Genomic DNA, 23,496 nt, shown 5'->3' on the forward strand with positions numbered 1-23,496 from the left:
TATAATGCGTTGTTTTAATTTTCAAAGCTAAGTAGGCGTCATTGCAAGAATTGCGACTCTTAACAACCTGCCGTCATTACGAGACTTCACAGAAGTCGTGGCAATCCATAATGATAAACTCAAAGAAACTCTACTATGGAATCTTTAAGGTGTAATCCTGCCACTATGCGTATAAATATTCGCCCTATTCCCACGCGCGAAACCTATTAGCGTTACGCCTGTTTCTTGCGCAGCTTTGATGCCCATAAAAGTTGCGGCAGCTTTAGAAATCACAATAGGAATATTGTGCATTACCGCTTTAATCACCATTTCAAGCGATAATCTTCCGCTGACATAAAGAATCGCATTTTTGGTATCTAACCCTTGCAGACGCGCCTTTCCCATCACTTTATCAATCGCATTATGTCGCCCAATATCTTCACAAATCAAAGTAGAATCCTGCAAAACCAACATTGCCTTATGCACACAACCCGTTTTATCAAACAACTCACTAGGACTTTCAAAGAATCGCAAATGCGAAAAAATTTCACGGCACGAAATCTTAACATCAGATTCCACAAACTTTTCTATAATATGCCCCTCCAAATTCCCCGCAACTCCGACACAACAGCCTGAAGTTAAGGTTTTCTCACGGAAAAGATTTTGGAGATTCTGCTCTATAATCTCCGCTTCTATGGAAACAGACTTCCCATCTTTGGCAACTTCTAAATACCGAATCTGCGAAATATCTCTAATCACACCCTCACTTATCAAAAACCCAACAATATGACAATCTTGCTCTTTTGGGATACTCATAACTGAAAGTAGCTTTTTACCATTGAGATAAAATGCAATCCGCTCTTCTGCAACCACACAATCTTCAATGGCGTTTAAAGATTCCCTCCCGAATCCTTCGGGAGAGATTTTTTCAATCTTCAATGCTTGATAATAGGATTCCATTATGCCGCATTGAGTTCTTTATAATAATAACTATGCAAAATCGCAATTTCCTCTTCGCCCATATGTCCGTCAATAATAGAGTGCAAAGCACCTTCAATCGCAAAGACAGCCATATAAATATGTGTAATCAATAAAGCAATCACCAAGAATCCAATCACATTATGTGCTAATGCCATCATTCTTAAAGTGTTAATATCACTGAATTGGAAGAACATAAAAGCTCCAGAAATCACCATTGCAAACCCGCCAAGTGTGCAGACCCAAAACCACATTTTTTGCCCTGCGTTAAATTTCCCCGCAGGGATTGGCTTTTTCTCTTTGCTCAAGTATCCGCCCATAATCATCAGCCATTGAATATCGTATGCTTTAGGCAAAGCACTCTTTGCCCACATTAAAAACATCAAAACTCCAAAGACTGCGAAAAGTATCGTAGCGATTCCATGCACATCTCGCGCAAAACGCACGAATCCGCCTCCACCTAGCTTATCACCAAACACCATTACCAAACCTGTAAGGCATAGCATCACAAAAGGAATCGCAGCGCACCAATGCACGATAATATTGTAGCTAGAGAATACGCGAATCTTCTTGCCGTGATTGAATTTCTTTTGCCCAATAACCATAAAATGCCCCAAGAAAGCCAAAGGAACTAAGATAATAAGAATCCCAAAAATCGTAGAGAAATAATGCCCTTGCAAGAGGGTAAAAATCTCTCCTAAGCCATACGAATTAGGAGAACCTACCCCCCAACTCTTAATCGCTTCCACTTCTGGACCGCCATAAAGCTTAGGATTCGCTCTATCGCTTGGCATAATCAAAGCATTATTGCCCTCAATGACTTCTGCATATTGTTTGCCGTCTTTTTGTGGCACACTCGGATTTGCGGCGTAAGAGAGACTAACTCCCGCCACAACTAACATTAACATTAAGATTCTAAAGAATTTTGATAATCTCATAGAATCCTCCTTAGTCGCCATACGCCGTTTTCCACACATTAGGCACAGCATTAGGGATATTTTCTCCTCGCACGGTTGCACGATGTGTTATGATATTTGAGACTTCCTCGCTACTTCCTGCAAGTAAGGCTTTTGTAGAACACATACTCGCACACATCGGAACTTTACCCTCTGCGATTCTGTTTTGTCCATAGAGATGATATTCTGCCTCACTATTAGTTTCTTCTGGACCTCCTGCACAGAAAGTGCATTTATCCATTGCTCCGCGTGAGCCAAAAACACCATTTTTAGGGAATTGTGGCGCACCAAATGGACACGCATAAAGGCAATATCCGCAACCAATGCAAGTTTTTTTATCGTGCAAGACGATTCCATCGGCACGAATATAAAAACAATCCACAGGACAAACTTGCGCACAAGGAGCGTCAGCGCAGTGCATACAAGCAATAGAAACCGCACTCTCTTTGCCGACAACGCCTTCATTCAGTATCACTACGCGTCTGCGATTCACGCCAACAGGCAAATGATGCGCTTCTTTACAAGCTACATCACAACCATGGCATTCAATACAACGATTCGTATCGCAATAAAACTTGATTCTTGAAAAATTTTCAAGATTTGTAGGAATTGTATTACTCATCTTTCACTCCTTATGCTTTTTCAATGCGGCATAATCCGCATTTTGTTTCTGGACAAGCAGAGTTGTAATCAAATCCATAACTTGCAACCATACAAGCAGATTCACCAATCGCATAAGGTTTTGTGCCTTCAGGATACATATCAAGTCTTGATGTTCCTTGATCCATTCCCGAGAAGTTTTGTGGCAACCAAACGCTATTATAATCCACTCTTGTAGAGAGTTTTGCTGGAACTAAGATTCTAGTATCCATTGTGCCATAAATCCAAAGCATATCACCATTTTTAATATTCATCTCCGCAGCTTTATCGGGGTGAATTTCTACAAACATTTCACCTTCAACCTCTGCCAAGTATTTCGCGCTTCTAGTTTCTGCACCTGTTCCCATATGAGCGACAAGTCTTCCGCTTAGCATATTAACCGGGAACTCATCAACCCAATTTTTGTTTTCGCCAAGCTCTTTTTGTCGGCTTCTGTATTTGATATTCGCCCTAAAATGGTTTTTCTTATCAGGGAAACTTGGATATTTATCTACCAAATCCCCACGCACAGAATGTAAAGGCTCACGATGTAATGGAATCTTATCATACCAATTCCAAACATTTGCACGCGCTTTACCATTACCATAAGGACAAAGCCCCTGCTCTAATGCCTTTTCTACAAGGATATTATTTCCAAATCCCATCGCAAAGCTGACATTGCCGATTGCTTCTTTTTCGGATTCTGTGAGCTTAATGCCAAGAGATTCCGCATTTGCCGCACTTACAGGCGCGTGTCCGCCGGTGAATTTCGCATCAGGCAATGTTCTAGGAGTTAGCATACTGCCACCACTTGGATTAGTAACGCCCCAATTCACACGGAATCCCATACCCCCGCGCATAACTGGAATGTTATCATTATACATTACAGGGGTTCCGGGGTGTTTATCACTCCAACAAGGCCAAGGCAATCCATAGTAATCCCCTTTAAATGGACCTGTCCCCTCTAGGGTTACCTTATCAAACATATGCCAATTTTCTTGATGTGCTTTAAGTCTCTCTGGACTCATACCTTGCAAACCAATACTTCGGATACTTTGAGTAAGCTCCACAGTCGCATCTTCTGGCCATATAAACTTATCTCTCCCTTTGGATTTAGCAATATCATAAAGTCTTCTTTGATATTCTTCTAAGAATCCTAATCTTTCTGCCAATCCAAACAAAAACTCCTCATCAGGGCGACATTCAAAGAGAGGCTCCATTACTTTAGAACGCCATTGATAGCTACGATTTGTTGCCGCTACACTTCCGCTTGTTTCCATTTGTGAAGCCGCAGGTAAGCAGAATAGATTGTCTTTTCTGTCTCCATAGATTGCCAAATCATTCACATAAGGGTCTACAAACACAACCAAATCCAATTTGTCCATTGCTTTGCGTTGCAAATCAAGCAAAGAAACCGTTGTCATACCTGAACCAATCACCACTAATGCGCGAAGCTTTGTTCCCGCATTATTTTCAGCATTTTCTTCATCTAATACACCAAACTTCCAAGTAGAATGCGCAAAGCCGGTTTTACCCATCATTTCTTTGTCTTTGAAACGAGAAACCATCCAATCATAATCTACTTTCCAATGGCGGCAGAAATGTCTCCAAGCTGGTTCGCCTAATCCATAATAGCCGGGCAAAGAATCCGCGAGATTCGTCATATCCGAAGCACCTTGCACATTATCGTGTCCTCTTAGGATATTCACGCCTCCACCATTTTTACCAATATTACCTAAGAACATTTGCAAAATCGGCATAATTCTAGTATTGCTTGTGCCAACGGTATGTTGGGTTAACCCTTGATTCCAAATCAAGCTTGCAGGTTTTGCAGACGCCATTTCTTCAGCAATATGGCGAATCTCATCTGCTGGGATTCCACAAACATCTGCTGCCACTTCTGGTGTGAATTTCTTAGCTTCTTCCATAATCATTTCATAGCCATCAACTCTCTCTTTTAAGTATTTCTCATCGTAGAGTTTTTTTGCAATGATATGATTTAATAGCCCATAAGCAAAGGCAATATCTGTCCCACTTCGGATTCTGTGGAACTCATCGCATTTCGCTGCTGTCTTTGTAAATCTAGGATCAATGCACACGAGTTTCGCGCCTTTTTCTTTTGCACGTAAAATATGCACCATAGAAACAGGGTGATTTACCGCAGGATTCGCACCAATTACTAAAATATATTTAGAGAACTGCATATCGCCAAGGTGATTCGTCATACCACCATATCCAAATGTATTTGCCACACCGGCAACTGTTGGAGAGTGTCAAACGCGAGCGCAGTGATCTATATTGTTTGTCCCAAAGAATGCAGCAAATTTTCTAATGTAATAGCTTTGCTCATTAGAACATTTCGCACTGCCCAAAAACATTACTGCATCTGGTCCACTTTCTTCGCGAATCTGTTTAAGTTGGGCTACAATTTTGTCCATTGCTTCATCGTATTTTAGTCTTGTCCATTTACCATTTTGTTTTTCTAATGGATAGCGCAATCTTGTTTCGCTTCTTGCTCTATCAATCAAGTCCGCTCCCTTGCAGCAATGCCCACCTTGTGAAATAGGGTGGTCTTGTGCCACTTCTTGACGAACCCAAACACCATCAACCACTTCTGCAACCACTCCACAACCTACGGAACAATGGGTGCAAATAGTTTTCACTTTTTTGGATTGCGGATACCTTTCTTTCAACTCTTGTTGTGTCGCAGGACGCATAGTTTTTTGGGTATCTCCCAAAGCCATACTTGCACCTGCTAAACTTCCAAGAGCGGTCATTTTCAAAAACGCGCGTCTAGTGTTGCGTCTTTTGATTGTTTCGCTCATTTTTCACCTCACCTTATTTTGCAACAGAATAATATTCATTCCATTGTTTTGTTTTTTGATAAAGAATCTCTTGTTTTGGGGATTTACCGCGAACGAGATTCTCACTTGTCCCTTTTTTACCACAGCCTGCAAGCATCGCACCTGCACCTGCAATAACCACAGAAGTTTTAGTGGCGTTTTTTAGAAATTCACGCCTGCTTTTCTCCATGCTTACTCCTTATCTTTAAGATTGGGGATAATCCCACGAAGAACCTTGAGCAAGAATCTTCGTCGGATTATCCAAACTTATCAATTTTTATTTTCTAAACTCATTGATAAATCTCTGCTTCAAACTTCATAAAAGATTCCAAAATCAACGCAACAGCTAGATAAAACTTCGCATCTTTACGCGCTTTTATTTCCTCTATTAAGCTCAAAAAAGCCTTGTGAGAAAATTCAAAGACTTCTTTTGCCAAGTCCATATTATCTACTTCTAGCAAATGGCGCATTAAACCACAAAGGAATCCCAAATGTTCCTCTGTTTCTTTGAAAACTTCGCTATTTACGCGCACATCACTTTGCTTCAGAAGACTTCTGATTTTTAATAACGATTCCGCACCAATGCAGTTTTCATAATAATGCGAAAGGTGCATACCGACTTGTTTTTCGCCAAAAGGCAAGGCAAAAAGCGTAGAAAATTCTTCTTTGATATTTTGGATTCCATTATCTTGCAATTCTTGCTTTAATAGTAACATACTTCCTTCTGCCTCTTCATTGAGCGGCGCATTGAGTAGAATCTCTAGCTGTTTTTGTGCGATTTTAGCGCGTTCGTCTAGTATTTCAAAGACCAACAAACCATTGAAAAAATCATAATACAAAATCCGAGCTTGTTGTAAATTTTGTCTTTCTTGAACGCTTAGTTTATCTAGCATTTGCGCTTCCTTGTTGTGCGATTCTATTATCGCCAAACATTACCTTTACTTTGCAATCAGGGCAACATTGAATCGTTCTTAGCTTTTGCGAATCATTGGCAAAAACACTTCCAAGCATAGATAGGACTTTGTCAATGGATTTTTTAGTGCTGAAGACTTTGCCACATTCTATACATTTAAAAGGCTCATCTTTAGCCAATTCTTGACTTCTAAAAGTCTTAGGATTTAGCCTTATCCCCTCTTTTTGGAGCGTCATAGCATTTTCGGGGCAAGATGAAACACAATAACCACAGGTCGTGCAAAGACTTGCATTAAATCGCAACGAAAAATCATCGCTTCTCGCAAAAAGCGCATTCACATTACAAGCACCCACACAAGAAAGGCAAAGAGTGCATTTTTGCGTATCTACTTCAAGCGCACCATAAAACACCGATTCTTTACGATTCTGCGTTGGAGGCACACTTTTTGCCAATCCATAATCTTCATCTTTTATCATATATTGCAATCGTTGCGCAAAAGATTCTCTATAAGGCTTATTGTAACGATTTTGATAGAGATAAGATTCCATTTGTGGCAAGTGCGAAGAGATTTGCGCTAAAGATTCCATTGCTTGAATTAAAAAAACGGAATCTTGTTTATAAATTTGTTGCGTGATATGGTTTAAAAACTCCATTGGTGCGCTTAAATATGGCATATAAACCGCAAGTGCATATCCGCTTGTCTGCACAATGCTTAGCAAATCATTTTCATTTAGCATTAAAAGGCTTGGCAAAACAAAAGGCAAGAAATCATCGGGCAAGACTTGATTTTGTGAAACCAAAGACGCATAATCTTTTACATTGCACAAAAAGACTTTTTGCCCTCTAAGCAATCCTATCATTTCCCCCAAACCCTCTTTGGGCAATTCTTGGTATTCCAAACAATTCGTAGGACACACTCCCACACACGCACCACAGGCGATACAATCAATAGGAGAAAACACCAATTCCATTAGGCTATCGTTATTGCCCACGCCAAAAGTCGGACATACATTTACACATCTCGTGCAATGTTTCTCGCGTCTATGGTGGTATTGACAAGCATTTTCTTGATAGCCAATCATTTCTTTGTATGAATAAAGACCTTTATTAGTTTTTAGTTTTTCTAAAAGCATTTCAGGGCTTTTGAAATCTGCAATATTATATACTCCCCTAAAACGCACTAAATCTTCTTCTTCAACAAATAATACCGCTTGTGCAAACTCCAGCACTTCTTCGTTATTTAATTTCGCGATAAATTCGCCAAAACGCCCACTAAAGCTTGTTAGAGATTCCCAATCTAGCATTACAACTTCAAAGGAATCTTGAGCTAATTTCGCGAAATCAGAGACGATTCGAGGAATCCCATCTTGCGATTCTTTAGTAAAAATCACCGCGAGTTTCGTCCCAATATCCACAGATTTATTTTCTTCTAACACAAAATCATCTGCAATTTCTTGAATCTTATTCAGTATTTCTAATTTGTTATGATAGTTTTTGTCTTGTTTATCTAAAAGCAAACTGCCAAGTGGTAAAGTTTTCACAGCATTAATGGTATTCAATAGATAATCCTTGATAATATTTTTGTCTTTGAATACACTATTCACTCTTGAAGTGGCATTTTATTCACTTCGCGCTAAAAAGTCAAGATTTTTTTAACATTTGACGCTATATAAATTTTTATATAAACAGCGAAATCGTGAGAGATTCTACAAAATAATTATAATCATATTTTATAATTCAACCATAGATTCTACAACAAATTTTATCTGCGAAAATAAAATAATTCCATGATGCTATTTAAGAAATATTTAATCGTGAAGTATAAACTATCCTTCATAATGACGCACCAAGTTTTGTCGCCATTATGAAGCTTTCAGGGAAGCTTTATTCAAGACTACATAAAGCTACTGCCTACTAATTCGTAGATTCCGGACAATAAGCCATCAACAGCAAACGCCGAAAAACATACATAAAGCGTTGCAATCCCCACAACAATCTTTAATGGTAAAGTTGCGTTTTGCACATAAATGCTTCCATCACTAATGAGAGGGTCTTTTAAGAACATATACACAATAAGCTTTAAGTAATAATATGCCGCAATCGCGCTATTAATCGCCATTACAAATGCCAAAAATAAATAACCATTGTTGATAGCCGCACTCATTAAATAAACTTTACCCCAAAAAACAGAAAAAGGCGGAATCCCTGCCAAAGAAAGCATAAACAATCCCATAATCACCGCTGCTAGAGGACATAAGCGAATCAATCCTGAAAACTTTTCATAGGAATGATCGTAGCGTTTATCCCAAATCTGCTCCTTAGTGCGTGAAATCCATAACATAGAGAAGATTCCAAGATTCGTAAAAAGAAATAAAATCCAATACAAAAACAAGGCATTATAAGCTTGTATTCCACCAATCAATATCGCACTAAATGCAAAACCAGCATGAGAAATAGAACTATAAGCTAACATTCTCTTTACATCTTTTTGCACAAGTGCCACGAGATTTGGAAGCGTCATTGTAAGGACAATCAAGAAATAGAAAACATTATGAACCCAAACAATATCCATAAAAATTCCAAAGATTCTAATCGCCACAACTAATGCAGCGATTTTTGGCACGATAGACATAAAACCTGCCAAAAATGAGTTAGAACCCTCATAAACATCAGGCGTCCAAGTATGAAATGGCACCAAAGAAGCTTTGAATCCAATCGCGGCAATAAAGAAAACAACGCCTCCAAGCACCAAAGAAGGCTGATAATTTTTCACTTCTAAAACCGCCCTAATCCCCTCTATATCCAAATACCCACTTGCAGCATAAAGCAACATGGAGCCAAAAGCAAAGCAACCTGCCGATAAAGAACCCATTGTAAAGTATTTAATTGCCGCTTCAAAGGCAGTCGCTCTATTGTGCATTGCAATCAAAGTATAAAGCGCGAGAGAAGCAGTTTCTAGCCCTAGAAAAATCACAATAAGATGATCGCTGCTCACCATAAATTGGAATCCCGCACACATAAACAAGAAAAGCGCATAGTATTCAGGATAAGAAAATTCGTGGAATCTATTGTAACTTAAAGTCAAAGGCACAAACAAAATTGCCGCAATCAGAAGAATCACTTGCCCTAAAAGTGCGATTCCATCAATTAGTATCAAATCAAAAAATGCCCTCTGCTCACCACTGATTCCAAAGCACATAATATAACCCAAATCCAAGCCCAAAAACAAGATTGCCAACATTGTATAAAGCTGCTTGTTTGCGCTATTTAAGCACATATCTACAACCAAAATTAAAAGCCCCCCAACAATAGCAATCAGCATAGGGAAGATACTAAAGAGATTCAAACTCTCCAATGAAACACTAAAAACTTCTAACATCTATCTTCCCTCCTCTTGCAAGGATTCTTGCGTTGTGGCATTGTTTTCTCCCTCTTGCATTTTTAGAGCTTCTTCTAAGATTTTAATATCTTCTAAAATCTCTAAACTTTCTGCATTTGAAGTATTTTCCTGTGCAGAATCCAATAGCAAATCTACACCTAAGAAACTTTGGGTCTCCGGAGTAATTGCACGAGAAGCCATTATAGAAAGCACACCCTCAACCCCCTTATTAATAGGAGCAAGAATTGGCTTAGGATAAACACCAAGCCAAATCACAATTGCGACCAATGGAATCAAGGCACTCCATTCGCGCTTATCTAAATCCTGCAACTTAAGATTCTCTTCATTCAAAACCCTACCATAGAAAGTTTTGCGGTAAAGATTAAGCATATAAATCGCACCTACAATAATGCTGATTCCAGCGATTCCTGTGAGAATCGGAGAAACTTGGAAAAATCCGAGCAAAGATAAAAACTCTCCAACGAATCCCATTGTCAAAGGTAGTCCCGCAGAAGCCATCATCATAATCCCGAAAATAGCCGCATAGTTTGGCATTACTTTTGCGATTCCACCAAATTCTGCAATGATTTTCGTATGCCGTCGTTCATAAATCATTCCTACAAGCATAAAGAGCGCACCACTGATAATCCCATGACTTAACATAAAAAATACCGAGCCGGAGATTCCCTCTACATTAAGCGCGAAGATTCCAATCATAATCACACCCATATGCGAGATAGAGCTATATGCTACGACTTGTTTCATATCTTCTTGCGCAAACGCAACCATTGCTCCATAGATAATCATTATCAAAGAAAGAATCGCAACAGGCATTAACAATGCCACACTCGCATCGGGAAAAAGCGGCAAAGAAAAGCGAACAAAGCCATAAGTTCCCATTTTCAAAAGCACAGCAGCAAGGATAATCGAACCAATTGTAGGTGCTTGTCCATGCGCATAAGGCAACCAAGTATGAAAAGGAAACATTGGCACTTTCACTGCCAATCCACAGAAAAACGCGACAAATAGCCACATTTGTAAATCTTTTGGAATCACACTTAAGCTATACCATTCTAACAAAGAAAATGTCCAAACGCCACTGACGCTAAAATAATAATAAGCCAGAAAAAGAATCCCGATGAGCATAATCATAGAGCCCAAAAAGGTGTATAAGAAAAATTTAACTGCCGCATAGATTCTGCTGCCACTTCCCCATGCACCAATAATATAAAGCATCGGCACTAAAGAAAGCTCCCAAAAAATATAAAACAAAATCATATCTAAGGCGCAAAATACACCAATCATAATGCTTTCAAGACATAAAAGCGAAATAATGAGTTTTTTGGTTTCTTGTTGCTCGTTTAAATAGATAAATCCAATAAAACTAATAAAAGCACTCAACACAATCAAAAAGAGGGAGATTCCATCTACGCCCACAAGATAACTAATGCCAAAATTCATCACTAACGGGAGTGAGGTTACAAATTGAAACCCTTCCGCACTCTTATCAAAACTATCCCACAAAAGCAATGCCAAGCCTAATTCAATCAAACTAATAACCACCGCGTAAGCTTTGAGATTCTCTTTAATCCCAATTGCTAAAATTGCTCCAACTAGCGGAAAAAAGATAAGCAAAGTTAGAAGATAATCCATGCGCCCTCCATATAAATAAATGCAAGTAGCAACAAGACTACCACGCCAAAAAACATTATTTTTAACATTTTAGAGAGATTTCCGCCCTGAATCCATTGCATACTTTCTCCACCACTATTTAAAAATCTCGCAATGCTATCAACCACAAAATCTATCACACATTTATCGCCACGCCAAGCAATTTTAGAAAGCTTGATATAGTTTTGTATAAAAAGCTTATCATAAAATGCGGGGATATAATATTGATGACTTAGCAGCTTATAGATAAAAGTCTGTTGCCATTTTGGAGAGAAACCTCCTTTTTTGTATTTGACAACCGCAAACGCAATCCCACATAATGCGACAAAAGAGGTAAGGAAAATCAGATTCCAAATCGTTTGGGATTCCAAATTTGCACTAAAATCAGGCAAAGTCTGCATGACAAAATGATGGAAATTCGGTTCAAAAAATCCCGCAAATACCGCCAAAATTCCAAGAGGTAACATCGCATAAAGCATATAAGGATAAGCCTCGTGCGGGTGGGATTCCTCGTGTTTTTTCTCACCAAAAAATACAAGCATAATCAATCTAAAGCTATAAAATGCGGTTAAAAATGCTCCTAACAACAATGCTCCCCACAAAACATACGCCCCAGAGCCAAATGCCGCTTCTAAAATTTTGTCTTTAGAAAAGAATCCAGAAAACGGATAAATTCCCGCCAATGCAATAGAAGCTAAAATCATCAAAATAGCAGTGAATTTAAGCGGCTTGTAGAGTGCGCCCATTTTGGAAATATCCAACTTATCGTGCATTGCGTGCATTACATTCCCTGCACCTAAAAAGAGCAAGGATTTAAAGAATGCGTGTGTCGCCAAGTGAAAAAGCGCAATCCAATAAGCTTCTAATCCCGCAGCAACAAACATATAACCTAGTTGCGAAAGTGTAGAGTAGGCGATAATGCGTTTTAAGTCTTTATTCACTAACGCCATTGTTGCTGCAAAAAGCGCAACAAAAGCTCCAAGACTTGCAATCAAGAATCCAATTTCAGGAATCATTGCATAAAGCGGATTTGCACGAATCACTAAATAAACCCCAGCCGTTACCATTGTAGCGGCGTGGATTAGCGCAGAAACAGGTGTGGGACCTTCCATCGCATCAGCAAGCCAAGTATGCAAAGGAAATTGCGCACTTTTGCCCATTGCACCTACAAAGAGTAGGATTCCAGCAAGAATTAACACTTCTTTGGGAGCTTCATAAACGCTACTTAAAACTTCCTCATAATTCAATGTGCCAAACGCCCAATAAATCAAAAAGATTCCAAGTAACATTCCAAGATCTGCGATTCTATTCATTATAAAAGCTTCATTTGCTGCAAAAGAAGCGGAATCGCGCTCATACCAAAATCCAATCAACATCCAAGAGCAAAGCCCCACACCTTCCCAGCCAATAAATAATCCTGCAAAATTATCACTCATCACCAAAATCAGCATAGAAAACACAAAAGCACTAAGATAGACAAAAAATCTATTAAAGCTTTTATCATGGCTCATATAGCCGATAGAATAAATATGCACACACAAAGAAACAAGCGTTACAACGACTATCATTGTCGCGCTCACACTATCTACCAAAAACCCAAAAGGAATGTAAAGCCCTCCAGCCCCAATCCAATCCATCAACACAACTTTGACAACGCCACCTTGCGCCGTATGAACAAATAGCAGCAAAGAAGCCAAAAAGGAGCAACCCAGCATTAAAGAAGCAAAGATTCCAACCCCGATAAATTTCTGTTTTGAAGCAAATGGAATCCCAAACAACGAACCCACTAATGGCGCAAATAATGCGGTATATAAAATCGCTTCCATACTTAGCCTTCCATAATTTGTAGTTTATCTAAATCTAATGTATGGTATTTTTTATACCAAGCAATCAACAAACCCACTCCAATAGCCACTTCACTTGCCGCAACTGCGAGGATAAAAAACGCAAACATTTGCCCATTTAAATCCCCAAGATAACTTCCAACAGCGACAAAGCCCACATTAACTGCGCTTAATACGATCTCTGTTGAAAAAAATAACATCAATAGATTTTTGCGTCTAAGCATTCCAAAGACGCCAATTACAAACATAAGGCTCGATAGAATCAAATAATGGTTAAGCGTTATCATTTTGTTCTCCTGTTGGACTTTCATTAAGGGTTAGAGAATAACGCATACCCTTACCCGCCAATACGATTCCTGCAATCATCGCCACAAGCAACATAATCGCCGCAATCTCAAAAGGAATCAAAAACTTAGTAAAAAGCACATATCCTATCATCTGCACATTGCCAATGCCCTCTTTTATAGGAATCGTCGCGTCTAAGCTTGAAAGATTCTCTGCAACCACAGGAGAAACAACAATAATCACCAACAACAATGCTCCCAAACTACTTAAAGTAAATAAGGTTTTGGGATTCGAGATTCTTTCGTTTTGCAGCTTTTGCGTATCAAAAAACATCATTGCAAAGGCATAAAGCGCAATCACCGCTCCTGTATAAACTACAATCTGCACAACTCCCAAAAACTCCGCTCCAAGTAAAAAGAAAAAAGCAGAGACGAAAATCATTCCTGCAGCTAATGCACTCAAGGCATAAAGGATATTGTTAGTTGTAACGACGATTAAAAACATCGCTAATGTCAATGCACAAAACAAATAAAATGCAATAGCTTCAATCATGCTTCCTCCTTTTGTTTTGCTTCTTTTGTGGATTCTTTGACCACTTCTGCATTCTCATCTTTTGCAGAATCTTCCAAATACTTCAATGGCGTTGCTTTAATGCGACTATCCGCGTCTATGCTCACACTTCCAACGCCGCTAAACTCTAAATCTTGTCCACCCAAAACCCTATCAATAGGAGTGAGCATATCATTTTTTAACGCAAAAGACGCCCTTTGCTCACTTGCATTTTCATATCTTTTGCCATGCACGATAGCAAGTTCCGGGCAAACCTCCGCGCACAATCCGCAATAAATACATCGCCCAAAATTAATACTATATTCAAAGACTTTTTTGCGTTTATCTTCCCCATATCCTGTTTCCATACGAATACAATTTGCTACACAAATTTTCTCGCACAATCCGCAACCAATACATCGTTCATTTCCGCTTTCAAGCAACCGCTTTAGCTCATGCACTGCACGATAACGAGGGCTTAAAGGTAGCTTTTCTTGAGGATATTGCACGGTGTGAATTTGCGCTTTATAAAACTCTTTAAATACTAGCCATAAACCGACAAATAACTCGCCCTTTAAAGCGCGATTCCAAAATCTCACAAACTTTTGGGCGACACTTAGTGAGGGCGTTGATTCAACAATTTTAATATATTTGCTCAATTTCCACCTCCTAAACAAACAAGCCCTGTAACAAAAACATTCAAAAGCGCAAGAGGGAATAACACTCTCCAGCAAAGCCCCATTAGTTGGTCAGGACGCACATGAGGATAAGCCGCCCTCGCCCACATAAACAAGAAAATCAAGAAGCTTACCTTAAGAAGAATCGCGATTCCACCGGGAATAAACCAAAGCGAATTAAATCCTCCTAAGAAAATCAACGACACCACAAAAGAGAGGGAAATCATACTTGCGTATTCCCCAATAAAAAACATTCCCCAACGCATTCCCGCGTATTCTGTCGCATATCCAGAAACGATTTCCGCTTCGTGTTCTAGCAAGTCAAAAGGTGTTCTGTTTAGCTCTGCATATCCTGCAAACAAAAACAACACAAAGGCGAGAGGTTGCGAAAACACTAGCCAATCCGTAATGTCTCCGCTTTGGTAATTGTTAATATCAATCAATGACAAAGAACCTACAAGCATTAAAGGAGCAAGAAGAGATAAGCCCGAAACAACTTCAAAGCTAAGCAACTGCACTGCCGTCCTTGCCGCACCTAGTAAAGACCATTTGCTATTTGCGCTAATGCCTCCAAGCAAAGGACCATACAAACCAGCCGCCCCAACCCCCAACACAAACAAAATCCCAATATTAATATCTGAAATAATAGGAGTAATGGTATAACCAAAAATTTCAAATTCAGGGAAAAACGGAATTGGAGCCATTGCGATAAAAGCAGTCGCCGCCGTAATGGTTGGCGCGATTCTAAAAATAATGCGATTCGCTCCACTTGGCACAATATCTTCTTTTGTAAAAAGCTTGATTCCGTCCGCTAAAATCTGCAAAACGCCAAAAGGACCTACAATCGTAGGACCTAATCTGCGTTGAAAAAATGCTAGAATTTTGCGCTCTACATAAGTTGTAAATCCCGCTAATGCCGAAAAAATCAATACTACAAGCAGAATCTTAATCAATGTTTCAATAAAATAATTCATGACAAAACCTTTAGGGCAACATTTGCATAACGCGTTTTAGGGAAAAGTTTGGATTCTTCAAACGCGCATATGCCAAGTGCTGCAAATTCACCTTCCATTCCTTTATCAAGGATTGCGACCGCTCCTATTGTTTCTCCATTTTCAAAGCACACTTCCACTCTATCGCCAAATTGAATTCCTAACTTTTTGGCATATTCTTCACTGCACTGCAAACCATTTTGGGAGTCCAAATAAGCCGACTGCAAAGTGCTTTTTGAAAAATGTGCCACTGGATTACGCGCATAAAGATTGTAGGATTTCAATTCTTCCAATTCCACCGGAGCGAATTCGGTAGATTCTTTTGGGAAATGCACTCCAAGCAAATATCCGCGAATTTCAGAACCATCGTTTAAGAATCCAAATTGTAAATCATCATATTCCACGCTTTTAAAGCCTTTTTCTATGGGCAATTCCGCCGTATAGTCAATCGTATTTTCAAGTTCTAAACCTAAGATTTTAGCAATATCATTTAGCTCATATCCTCTATAAGGCGTTGCGGGAGCAAAAGGAACTACACGCTTATCTACATTGACAAAAGTCCCCTCTTGTTCATTTAGATAAGGCATTTGGAGCGCATTCTCTGCACCCACGCCAATTATGTAATTCCCTTGCGCATTATAGCCGACACTATATCCTGTGCCTTGTTTGCTTAGCTCACAAATCAATGCGATTCCTAAAGCATTTGTGCTAGGTGGAAGCAATAGAATCTTAACTCCGCTACATTCCTCAATAGCCGCTAGAATCTTTGCGATATTCTTAGCATTTTTCGCACGATACACATCAAATCCAACAATCAAAATCGGGCTTCTAGCACCCGCTAAAGCATTTTTTGTAGCCTCTATGGAATCCCTCATAGAATCGCCACAATAAGAATACAATGCGCTAGTTACAACTTCAACCTCTTCTTCAATTTTTTCTACTTCTTCTTTTTCTACAAACTTCTCATTGCCTTGCTCGTCCAAAACTACATTACCTTGCGCGTCTAACTCTTTGACTTTAACCTTTTTCTTAAGTTCCTTTAGGATCGTCTGTTTTTCTGTGCGCTCATAGCGTTCAATCTGTGTTTTCAAAGAAAGCGGCATTTGTTCTCGCGCAATGCAAACACTCGCAAGCAACAAAGCTAACACCTCTTCTGTATCAGGCTTATAGATTCCATTAATAGGAGATTTCACAAAGGCATTTGCAACTTTATCTTGCATTGTGTGGAAATATGCGAGATTCGCACCCTTGTTTTGCTTCATTGCGTTATTAATGCTGTGCGTAATAACAGGCATATCATAACTTAATGCCCCCCCAAAACACATCACAAAAGTGCTTTGCGTAATATCCTTTTGACTTGCATTGCCCAACGAACCGCTAACGGCAAGATAAGAATCTAAGAAAGTCTGAAAGAGATAGACTTCTTCACACACTAATTGATAGCCGAATCTCTCTTTTAAGCGTTGCAAAATTAGAGCTTCTTCATTGCTGATATTCCCCGCGAAACGAATCGTTTGCGCTTCTTTGAAAGCCGCGATACTTGCATTAAATGCTTCTTTGTCTTTTCGGACTTGTTGGTTATTAACATCAAACGCCATTCTTCCTGCAGGACACAAAGTAGAGAAATTCCAATCACTGCTAACACGATAAACTTCCCTCTCTTCTCCCCCGATTCCTTTTTGCTTCACTTCATAAGTGATTGCACAACCATTTCCACAATGCACACAAGTGCTAGGAATCTTCTCTAGCTCCCACGCATTGGAGCGGTATTGGAAATGCTTAGCACCCAAAGCACCCACAGGACACACACTCACGCATTCACTACAATCCCCACAAGCTTCGGATTCTACGCCATTTAAACCAATGAGGGATTTTTTGGATTTCATCCAAACCCCATAAGCATCTTTTGGCATACTCTCTTTGTATTCCGCAGATGGCATATCTCCTGTGCGCTTTTGAGCCTTAATGTGCGCTTTGCCGATTTTGTCCTTACAAAGCGTTACACATCGTTCGCATACAATGCAAAGATTCGGGTCATAAACCGCTTGTCCCCACACACCAAAACTTTTTGCATCATCTTTCATTGCGAAATTTTGCTCATCTACGCCCACATAATGGGTATAATTTTGCAATTCACATTCACCGCTTTTATCGCACACACCGCATTGCAAGGGGTGATTGACAACATAAGTTTGCATAATTGCTTTGCGTTCTTCCTCTATTTCTGGAGTATTCACCAAAACCTGCATACCCTCTTTCACTTTTGCATTACAGGCATAAACGCGTTTGCCATCGGCTTCTACCATACACATTTTACAAGCGAGAGTTGGCGACGCACAAGAGAGATAGCAAATTGCTGGGATAAACACTTCATTAGCACGCGCAACATTGAGAATACTCTCGCCCTCTTCGCACAGAATCTCACAATCATTGATTGTTATTTTTATTTTTTCCATTATGCCACCTTGCTTATTTTGACTTTTTGATAGCAAAATTCACCTTTTAAATCCCATTTTTCGCTTAATGCAAAAGTTTGTGGAATCCACAAAATCCCTACCATACCCTTTAAGTCGCTTTTGTTGTATAGCTTTGCTTTCATTTCTTTTTGGGATTCTAACTGAATTTTTACCATAGTATCTTCTTGGATTTTACCTACTTGGCAGAATTGCTTAGAAACTTCCAAAATCGGTTCTGCAACTGATTTTAGCTGCAAATAAGCCACCAATCCATCGTAAGATTCTAGTTCCTCTAATGATTCTATAGGCTTGGCTTGAGATTTTATATTATTTCTAGGAGCAGAATCCAAAAACACGATTTCTATTTGTCGCGCGGCTTGACTCAAAAGAGCCAAGATTTTCCCGATATTACCTACTCGTTTGTGTGCATTCAAATCATTTCCAAAAATAATCACGCTTTTGCGCTCCACAAAACTTTGCGCAATTTTCTCCAACTCTTCCTCTGATAGATTGCATTCTGAAGCAAGATTCCCTATATCCAAAGACCGCACAAATGTTTTTAACTCCAAATTTTCCTCACAAATAGGATAAAATATACTTGCAAGAAGTGCGACTACTGCCTCCTCACAACCCACTTCATAGAGGAAATGCGATAGATTGGGGTAAGGATTAAAATGCAAAGGGTGCAATAAAAATGCTTGGACAGAATCCACAGAATCTTTGGAATCATTTTTGGATTCCAAAGCATTTAAATCTATTCCTTTTTGCAATAAGACAGAAGCGAAATCCCTGATAAATCCACCTATAAGCAAAAGGTTTGTTTCCTTTAACGCATCAGGTTTTAGCAATTCCATAAAGTGCGCTTTCCCGCCATTTGCCAAAAAAGATTCCACCAAAGCACTCATAAAATAGCCTTTGTGGCTTCTTTTCTTACTACAATTGTCCAATCCACTTCATTGAATCGCAAAGAATTTAAAAGAGTGTTTCCGCTCTCTTTCACCAAATCCGCACTCTTTTGGACATTGTTAAAATCCTGCACTTCAAACAAAAAAATCCCTACTTCTCCGACTTCCAATTCTTGATTCAAAATCACTTGCAAACGAGAGCAAAAATCATTTTTTAAATGTCGCAAATCAAAGCGTCTCATCGGTCAATCTCCCCAAACACGATATTTGTATTCCCAATAATTGTTACAACATCGGCTAAATAATGCCCGGGCAGTAAATCCTGCAAAACTCCTGTATGAAAAAAGCTTGGCGTCCGCATTTTCACGCGATAAGGATAAGGTTCTCCCTCAGAGCGGATAAAAAACCCCAATTCACCCTTTGGGGATTCCGTTGGTACATATACTTCGCCAACAGGTGGTCGCATACCTTGTGTAACCAAAACAAAATGTTGCATTAAGGAATAATTTTGCGTCATAATCTGTTCTTTTGGCGCAGAAAAATAGCGCGTATCTTCACACATAATCAAAGAATCTGTTTGTTGATATTTCTCTATTAGTTGATAAAGCAAACGGATACTTTGACGCATTTCCTCCATATAAAGCAAGTAGCGTCCATAGCTATCGTTACTCTCTCCCACGGGCACATCAAACTCTAATTCATCATACATTTCATAAGGTTCTTCTTTGCGAATATCCCATGCGATTCCACTTCCCCTCAACAAAACCCCGCTTAATCCCCAACTTTTTGCCATTTCTGCACTGACTACGCCGACATTTTCTAAACGCATTCGCCAGATTCTGTTTTCACTTAGGATTCCCTCATAAAGCTTAATCTGACTTGGCAATAATTCCAAGTATGCTTTAAGCTTCTCTATCCAACCTTGTGGCAAATCCAAAGGAACTCCCCCGATACGAACACTTGAATGTGTCAATCGCGCCCCACAATAATCTTCAATCAAATCAATTCCAAATTCACGCTCCCTAAAGCAATACAAAAAAATGCTCATCGCCCCAACATCAAGTGCGTGTGTAGCCAACCAAAAAAGATGGGAAATAATCCGATTTAGCTCCAAAAGCATTGTCCGAATGACTTTCGCCCTGCGCGGAACTTCTATTCCTAATAGCTTTTCCACACTTAAGGCAAATGCGTAGTTATTGGAACTTGCAGCAATATAATCCATTCTATCCGTTGTCGGCAAAAATTCATTATAAATCATATTTTCTGCCATTTTTTCCATTCCACGATGGAGATAACCCACATCAGGCGTGGCTTTGATGACTTTTTCGCCCTCCAGCTCTAAAATCAATCGTAATTGTCCATGCGCACTTGGGTGTTGAGGACCAAAATTCACCACCATTGCATTATCGCTAATGCGGTCAAATGCAATATTTTCATAAAATGGCATCAGTTTATTGGGTTGCTGCATACTATTTCCTCTCTTTAAGCTCTTTGGAGTTTTCTGGTTTTAGCTTGGTTACAAACAACACTCCATCTTCTTCTTGGTAGGCAATGGGTTGTGGCTTTTCCGCGCCTTCTTCTATCTTTTGTCCATACCCTACTTCATAGCCCAAATGAGAGAATCGCGTAGAATCGTAGCGGTCAATTCGCGCGGAATCTCTTTGCTCTGCACCAATGACTTCACGATTCTCTTTTCCAAATATCGTATCCACTTCATACCATTGCGCCGCTTCATCTCCTTGCAATGGATAGCTTTTAAGCAAGGGGTGTCCTACCCAATCATCTGGCATCAAAATGCGTTTAGGATAAGGGTGTCCTAAAGGCAAAATCCCAAACATATCATACATTTCGCGCTCACTCCAATCTGCACTGCGAAAAATACCTGTTACGGATTCTATTTTCTCGCCTTTTCTTAAAAAAGTCTTAACGCGTAAGCGTTTTGCTCTACTCATTGAAAGCATTTGATAAAAAATTTCAAATCCACCCTTTTTCTCCAAATAATCTATCGCACTCAACTCACTCAAAACATCATAGCCAATAGTTTTTAGAGTGGAAAGCGTAGTATAAATGGAATTTTTTTCTACCCATATCACCAAAGTTCCGCGCTCAATATAGGATTCCACAATTTTCACTTGCTTACTTAGTATCTCTACATCTGCACAATAAACAGTATCTTGTGTGATGGATTCTCTAGGAATTTTTGGAGCAGTATAGAATCTGTCTTTGTAATAAACTTCTTTTTGTGCATTGTTTTTAGGTTTATATTCTCTCATTTTATGCCTTTATACTAGACGCTTAGGAGCTCGGACACGATTGGCTTTTTGCTTACGAATCTTTTGCTGAAGCACCATTAATGCGTATTGCAAAGTCTCTGGACGCGGAGAACATCCGGGCAAATAAATATCCACAGGTATGATTCTATCCACACCTTGCACGGTAGCATAAGTGTTAAACATTCCGCCCGTGTTTGCGCAACTTCCCATAGAAATCACCCATTTAGGCTCTGGCATTTGATCATAAAGTCGTCTTACGAATTGTGCATGTTTCTTCGTAACCGTCCCGGCAATAATCATCACATCACTTTGTCTTGGACTTGCCCTAAAAATCGTTCCAAATCTATCAAAATCATAACGACTTGCCCCTGTTGCCATCATCTCAATCGCACAACAAGCCAATCCATAAGTCATTGCCCAAAGTGAGTTACTACGCCCCCAATTTAGCAATTTATCCACGCTTGTTAAAGCAATCGGCAAACCACCGCTTTTAAGATAATCTATTTCATGCTCTGCCATTGTAACGCTCCTTTTCTCCACGCATACACGAATCCAATCACAAGTAATAATACAAATAAAATCATTTCAATAAAGCCAAAAGCACCAAGCACTTTAAAATCTACCGCCCAAGGAAACATAAAAATGATTTCCACATCAAAAAGAATGAATAACAACGCCATAATATAAAACTGCGATGAAATTCTATTGGGCTGTTTAGTGGGAGCCAAACCGCATTCATAAGGGGCTAATTTAAGCTTTTGTGTGTTTTTGTTTGCTAATTTGCGTCCAACAAATCTCGAAAGAAATGTCGTAGCCAAAAATGCCCCAAAGGTAAAAATAAAAATTACAAATACGCCAAAATAAGGGTGAGAAACATCTAAATGAGACACTTAAAATCCTTAAAAACAGAAAACTTTGCTGTGTATCTTAGCGTAGTTTTCTTAAATTTTAAAAGAGAATCCCAAAAAAGATAAAAGATTCGCCAATAAAGTTTTGAATTGAAACATTTTTAAAAAGCCTAAAAAGTCAAATTTTATATTACTTTTTAGAGTTATCGTTCGTTTATTTTTGCTTCTTAATCCAATACAAATGATACAAAAAGAAACACTTAAGAATCTCTACGCGTCTTATGGAATCCAATTAAGATTCTTATTGCCTTATATCGCCCAATATTTCACCATAAGCAGTATAAAAATTAAAGACTTTACTTAAAATATAACAAATCTCTAGCTCTTGTTGTGTGAGTTTAATCAAGGTTATACTCCCATTGCATAATTTGTTTTGGTAAAATGGTATTTATTTTAACAAAAAATCAGCGCATTTCGGATTGGTTTCACTACCACACCCAAAATAAAATTTCTTATCATTGCTATCCCAAACTTCAAAACTTCCTCCTGCTTGAATCTCAAAAGAATAATCCATATTATCCAAAGTAAATTTGCCATTAATAATACAAGGAACTTGGTCAAAAATGCGATATGTAACTTGCTCATATTCATACGACTTGCTAATCAAAAAAAATCTTTCAGTGTTCTGTTGTCAAACTCCCATTTTTTACAAGCCTCATCTAATCCAAAATATTTTTCACTTAATAGCTTTGATTTGTTGATGTGAATATTTTTTATATTATGCAAGTCTTGTATCTGCAAAATATAATCACCTTTATGCGTCTTAATACATTCTTGCAAATTATTATCTGCGAACACTAAATCACTCATTATAATCATACAAGTCAGCACCCTCACCTCTTGTCTTATACACAATTCTATCGTGCTCATAAATATCCTTCATTGTCAAATTATATTCCATTTTTAGAAAATCTACTAAAATCTTAACTGATTCTTTTTGCTCCCTTGTTGCTTCTTCCCAAATTTATTATTTTTGTAATCACTTACCACTTCAATCCCTATGCTATCAGAGTTTATAGGGTATCTATTGGGATATTGTTTCTCTTTTTCTACACTAGAAGCCCCTTTGTATATTTTATTTTTATAATTTTCATTATTTATATCCAAGTTTTTTACTTTAATATCTCCTACATGCTGTGTGTATTTATGCAGACTTGCACATTGATAGATTGTGCCATTTTTATCAATTAAAAAATGTGTGCCTACTTTAGCATTATTTGGATTACTCCAAGTATCCAATGTGCTTTTT

At 38.8% G+C, this 23,496-nt stretch carries 24 protein-coding genes; all 24 read right to left on the bottom strand.

What is annotated here, in order from left to right; all coding sequences use genetic code 11:
- Window positions 1–144: 144 nt before the first annotated feature.
- Entirely contained in the window at window positions 145–939 is a 795-nt protein-coding gene (gene fdhD, locus LS69_RS08420; protein ID WP_138124043.1) for a formate dehydrogenase accessory sulfurtransferase FdhD, read from the bottom strand.
- The gene (locus LS69_RS08425) at window positions 939–1,895 is read right to left on the bottom strand and encodes a formate dehydrogenase subunit gamma (RefSeq protein ID WP_138124045.1); all 957 of its coding nucleotides are present in this window, start codon (window positions 1,893–1,895) and stop codon (window positions 939–941) included. The genes fdhD and LS69_RS08425 overlap by 1 nt, the downstream gene beginning before the upstream one ends.
- 10 nt (window positions 1,896–1,905) lie before the next feature.
- Entirely contained in the window at window positions 1,906–2,535 is a 630-nt protein-coding gene (fdh3B, locus tag LS69_RS08430) for a formate dehydrogenase FDH3 subunit beta (RefSeq protein WP_138124047.1), read from the bottom strand.
- 10 nt (window positions 2,536–2,545) lie between these two features.
- Window positions 2,546–5,377, bottom strand: coding sequence for a molybdopterin-dependent oxidoreductase (locus LS69_RS08435; protein WP_138124049.1), 2,832 nt, complete (start codon window positions 5,375–5,377; stop codon window positions 2,546–2,548).
- Window positions 5,378–5,390: 13 nt separating this feature from the next.
- Window positions 5,391–5,585, bottom strand: a complete 195-nt coding sequence (locus LS69_RS08440) for a hypothetical protein (protein ID WP_138124051.1) — start codon at window positions 5,583–5,585, stop codon at window positions 5,391–5,393.
- A gap of 100 nt (window positions 5,586–5,685) precedes the next feature.
- Complete coding sequence (locus tag LS69_RS08445; protein ID WP_138124053.1) at window positions 5,686–6,288, bottom strand: molecular chaperone TorD family protein; 603 nt, start codon at window positions 6,286–6,288, stop codon at window positions 5,686–5,688.
- A complete protein-coding gene (locus LS69_RS08450) occupies window positions 6,278–7,867 on the bottom strand; it encodes a 4Fe-4S binding protein (protein WP_238699277.1) in 1,590 nt (529 codons plus the stop codon). The genes LS69_RS08445 and LS69_RS08450 overlap by 11 nt, the downstream gene beginning before the upstream one ends.
- Before the next feature lie 335 nt (window positions 7,868–8,202).
- A complete protein-coding gene (gene nuoN, locus LS69_RS08455; protein WP_138124055.1) occupies window positions 8,203–9,687 on the bottom strand; it encodes an NADH-quinone oxidoreductase subunit NuoN in 1,485 nt (494 codons plus the stop codon).
- A complete protein-coding gene (locus tag LS69_RS08460) occupies window positions 9,688–11,340 on the bottom strand; it encodes an NADH-quinone oxidoreductase subunit M (RefSeq protein ID WP_138124057.1) in 1,653 nt (550 codons plus the stop codon). It abuts the gene before it with no gap.
- Window positions 11,325–13,184: an NADH-quinone oxidoreductase subunit L gene (nuoL, locus tag LS69_RS08465; protein WP_138124059.1), complete on the bottom strand. Its 1,860-nt coding sequence runs from the start codon at window positions 13,182–13,184 to the stop codon at window positions 11,325–11,327. The genes LS69_RS08460 and nuoL overlap by 16 nt, the downstream gene beginning before the upstream one ends.
- A gap of 2 nt (window positions 13,185–13,186) precedes the next feature.
- Window positions 13,187–13,489 (bottom strand): NADH-quinone oxidoreductase subunit NuoK, encoded by a 303-nt coding sequence (gene nuoK, locus LS69_RS08470; RefSeq protein ID WP_138124061.1) that lies wholly within the window; start codon window positions 13,487–13,489, stop codon window positions 13,187–13,189.
- Entirely contained in the window at window positions 13,476–14,039 is a 564-nt protein-coding gene (locus tag LS69_RS08475) for an NADH-quinone oxidoreductase subunit J (RefSeq protein ID WP_138124063.1), read from the bottom strand. Before LS69_RS08475 ends, nuoK begins: the two co-directional genes overlap by 14 nt.
- A complete protein-coding gene (gene nuoI, locus LS69_RS08480; protein WP_138124065.1) occupies window positions 14,036–14,695 on the bottom strand; it encodes an NADH-quinone oxidoreductase subunit NuoI in 660 nt (219 codons plus the stop codon). Before nuoI ends, LS69_RS08475 begins: the two co-directional genes overlap by 4 nt.
- Window positions 14,692–15,687, bottom strand: coding sequence for an NADH-quinone oxidoreductase subunit NuoH (nuoH, locus tag LS69_RS08485; RefSeq protein ID WP_138124067.1), 996 nt, complete (start codon window positions 15,685–15,687; stop codon window positions 14,692–14,694). Before nuoH ends, nuoI begins: the two co-directional genes overlap by 4 nt.
- Window positions 15,684–18,161: an NADH-quinone oxidoreductase subunit G gene (locus LS69_RS08490; protein ID WP_138124069.1), complete on the bottom strand. Its 2,478-nt coding sequence runs from the start codon at window positions 18,159–18,161 to the stop codon at window positions 15,684–15,686. The genes nuoH and LS69_RS08490 overlap by 4 nt, the downstream gene beginning before the upstream one ends.
- Window positions 18,161–19,066 carry a hypothetical protein gene (locus LS69_RS08495; protein WP_138124071.1) on the bottom strand — a complete coding sequence of 302 codons (906 nt, stop codon included), beginning with the start codon at window positions 19,064–19,066 and terminating at the stop codon, window positions 18,161–18,163. The genes LS69_RS08490 and LS69_RS08495 overlap by 1 nt, the downstream gene beginning before the upstream one ends.
- Window positions 19,063–19,308 (bottom strand): NADH-ubiquinone oxidoreductase subunit E family protein, encoded by a 246-nt coding sequence (locus LS69_RS08500; protein WP_138124073.1) that lies wholly within the window; start codon window positions 19,306–19,308, stop codon window positions 19,063–19,065. Before LS69_RS08500 ends, LS69_RS08495 begins: the two co-directional genes overlap by 4 nt.
- Entirely contained in the window at window positions 19,305–20,534 is a 1,230-nt protein-coding gene (nuoD, locus tag LS69_RS08505; protein ID WP_138124075.1) for an NADH dehydrogenase (quinone) subunit D, read from the bottom strand. The genes LS69_RS08500 and nuoD overlap by 4 nt, the downstream gene beginning before the upstream one ends.
- Before the next feature lies 1 nt (window position 20,535).
- Window positions 20,536–21,339: an NADH-quinone oxidoreductase subunit C gene (locus tag LS69_RS08510; protein ID WP_138124077.1), complete on the bottom strand. Its 804-nt coding sequence runs from the start codon at window positions 21,337–21,339 to the stop codon at window positions 20,536–20,538.
- A 9-nt stretch (window positions 21,340–21,348) separates the two neighbouring features.
- Window positions 21,349–21,858 (bottom strand): NADH-quinone oxidoreductase subunit B, encoded by a 510-nt coding sequence (locus LS69_RS08515; RefSeq protein ID WP_138124079.1) that lies wholly within the window; start codon window positions 21,856–21,858, stop codon window positions 21,349–21,351.
- Window positions 21,840–22,229, bottom strand: coding sequence for an NAD(P)H-quinone oxidoreductase subunit 3 (locus LS69_RS08520; protein ID WP_138124081.1), 390 nt, complete (start codon window positions 22,227–22,229; stop codon window positions 21,840–21,842). The genes LS69_RS08515 and LS69_RS08520 overlap by 19 nt, the downstream gene beginning before the upstream one ends.
- 406 nt (window positions 22,230–22,635) lie before the next feature.
- Complete coding sequence (locus tag LS69_RS08525; RefSeq protein ID WP_138124083.1) at window positions 22,636–22,854, bottom strand: hypothetical protein; 219 nt, start codon at window positions 22,852–22,854, stop codon at window positions 22,636–22,638.
- A complete protein-coding gene (locus tag LS69_RS08530) occupies window positions 22,851–23,117 on the bottom strand; it encodes a hypothetical protein (RefSeq protein ID WP_138124085.1) in 267 nt (88 codons plus the stop codon). Before LS69_RS08530 ends, LS69_RS08525 begins: the two co-directional genes overlap by 4 nt.
- A gap of 45 nt (window positions 23,118–23,162) precedes the next feature.
- Window positions 23,163–23,496 (bottom strand): N-acetylmuramoyl-L-alanine amidase (locus tag LS69_RS08535; RefSeq protein ID WP_238699278.1); only part of this gene is annotated, 334 nt, incomplete at its 5' end.

This window comes from Helicobacter sp. MIT 05-5294 (genome assembly GCF_000765675.1).
Classification (GTDB): domain Bacteria; phylum Campylobacterota; class Campylobacteria; order Campylobacterales; family Helicobacteraceae; genus Helicobacter_D.